Here is a 2,721-nt window from a genome sequence, read left to right on the forward strand (position 1 = left end):
GAAGCGCATGCCGATCACACCCGAGGTCGCCCGCCCCATCGGCCGCAGCGCCTCGTCGGTCGCGTTGAACCGGATCGCCTGGGCCCGCTTGGAGACCAGAAGCAGGTCATTCTCCGGCGCGGCCAGCGTTGCGCCCACCAATTCGTCATCCTCCCGCAGGTTGATGGCGATGATGCCACCGCTGCGGTTGGAGTCAAATTCTTCGAGGCGGGTCTTCTTCACGAGGCCATTCTTGGTGGCGAGCACAAGGTACGGCTCGACCTGGTAATTCGGGATCTGGATGACCTGGGCGATGTGCTCGTCCGGCAGGAAGGCGAGCAGGTTGGCGACGTGCTGGCCCTTCGCGACCCGGTTGGCCTCGGGCAGCTCGTACGCCTTCGCGCGGTAGACCCGGCCCTTGTTGGTGAAGAACAGGATCCACGAGTGCGTGGAGATCACGAAGAAGTGGCTGACGATGTCGTCCTGCCGCAAGGACGCGCCGCTCACGCCCTTGCCGCCGCGCTTCTGAGAGCGGTATAGGTCGACCTTGGTCCGCTTGGCGTAACCAGTTCGTGTGATGGTCACCACAACGTCCTCGCGGGCGATGAGGTCTTCCATCGAGACCTCGCCGTCGAACGGGATGATCTGGGTCTTGCGGTCGTCGCCGAAGCGGGCCACGATCTCGGCCATCTCCTCCGAGACGATCGCCCGCTGCCGCTCCGGCTTGGCGAGGATGTCCTTGAGGTCGGCGATCTCGATCTCGATCCTGGCGAGCTCATCGATGATCTTCTGCCGCTCCAGCGCCGCCAGGCGCCGCAGCTGCATGTCCAGGATCGCGGTGGCCTGGATCTCGTCGACGTCGAGCAGCTGCATGAGGCCCTGCCGGGAGTCCTCGACCGTGGTCGAGCGCCGGATCAGGGCGATCACCTCGTCGAGCATGTCCAGCGCCTTGACCAGGCCGCGCAGGATGTGCGCGCGCTCCTCCGCCTTGCGCAGGCGGTAGGCCGTGCGCCTCCGGATGACCTCGATCTGGTGATCGACGTAGTGCCGGATGAACTGCGCCAGGTTGAGCGTGCGCGGCACGCCGTCGACCAGCGCCAGCATGTTCGCGCCGAAGGTCTCCTGCAGCTGGGTGTGCTTGTAGAGGTTGTTCAGCACGACCTTGGCGACCGCGTCGCGCTTCAGGACCAGGATCAACCGCATTCCGGTACGCCCGGACGACTCGTCCCGGATGTCGGCGATGCCGGTGAGCTTGCCCTCCTTGACCAGCTCGGCGACCCGCTCGGCGAGGTTGTCCGGGTTCACCTGGTACGGCAGCTCGGTGACCACGAGGCAGGGCCGGCCCCGGGCGTCCTCCTCGACCTCGACCACCGCGCGCATCCGGATCGAACCACGGCCGGTGCGGTAGGCGTCCTGAATAGCCTGCTGACCGACGATCAGGCCCCGGGTGGGGAAGTCGGGTCCCTTGACGATGCCCAGCACCGCTTCGAGCGTGGTGGCCTCGTCGGCTTCGGGATTGTCCAGATACCACTGCACGGCCGCGGCGATCTCGCGCAGGTTGTGCGGCGGGATCTTGGTGGCCATCCCGACCGCGATGCCCTCGGAGCCGTTGACCAGCAGGTTGGGGAACCGCGCCGGCAGGATCGTCGGCTCCTTGGCCCGGCCGTCGTAGTTGTCCTGCATGTCGACGGTGTCCTCGTCGATGTCCCGCAGCATCTCCATGGCGAGCGGCGAGAGCTTCGACTCGGTATATCTCATGGCGGCCGGCGGGTCGTTACCCGGCGAGCCGAAGTTGCCGTTGCCGTCGATCAGCGGGTAGCGCAGCGACCATGGCTGGCCCATCCGGACCAGGGCGTCGTAGATCGAGGAGTCACCGTGCGGGTGGTAGTTACCCATGACGTCACCGACGACCCGGGCGCACTTGACGTAGCCGCGGTCGGGGCGGAAGCCGGCGTCGTACATCGCGTAGAGGATCTTGCGGTGCACCGGCTTGAGGCCGTCGCGCACGTCGGGCAGCGCACGCCCGACGATGACGCTCATCGCGTAGTCGAGGTACGAGCGCTGCATCTCGACCTCGAGGCCGACCGGCTCGACGCGCTGGCTCACTCCGCCGCCGGCGGGGAGGTCTTGCGGTTCCTCGGCGGGGATCTCGGGAGTATCCGTCACAGTTAACCCTTACTTACGTTCGAACCCGACAAATAGCGCCGAGCTACGCATTTCGCTGTGGATAACCTTGTGGAAAGCGGTGTATCGCTGTGCATAACCCGAGGTGAGCGACGTCGAGTGACGCCGCTCACCCGTACTCAGATGTCCAGGAACCGAACGTCCTTGGCGTTGCGCTGGATGAACGAACGACGGGCTTCGACGTCCTCACCCATCAGGACGCTGAACAGCTCGTCCGCGGTCGCGGCGTCGTCGAGGGTCACCTGCTTCAGCGTGCGCGTGCCCGGGTCCATCGTCGTGTCCCACAGCTCGCGGAAGTTCATCTCGCCGAGACCCTTGAACCGCTGGATGTCGTCGGGCTTCGCGTTCGCCTTCTTCTGCTGGCGCAGCTCGATCAGGCCGTCCCGCTCCCGGTCGGAGTAGGCGTACTGGGCGTCGTCGCCGCGCTTGTTCCACTTGATCTTGTAAAGCGGCGGTGCGGCCAGGTAGACGTGGCCCAGCTCGACCAGCGGCCGCATGAAGCGGAACAGCAGGGTGAGCAGCAGCGTCTGGATGTGCTGGCCGTCGACGTCGGCGTCG

General features: G+C 66.1%; 1 protein-coding gene and 1 pseudogene. Both read right to left on the minus strand.

The window, feature by feature from the left end:
• On the minus strand, nucleotides 1–2,145 hold a 2,145-nt coding region (gene gyrA, locus DMB66_RS59545), incomplete at its 3' end, for a DNA gyrase subunit A (RefSeq protein ID WP_125812668.1).
• Between the two features lie 137 nt (nucleotides 2,146–2,282).
• Nucleotides 2,283–2,721: pseudogene (locus DMB66_RS59550) on the minus strand (DNA topoisomerase IV subunit B); the annotation flags it as partial.

It is taken from the genome of Actinoplanes sp. ATCC 53533, assembly GCF_003947245.1.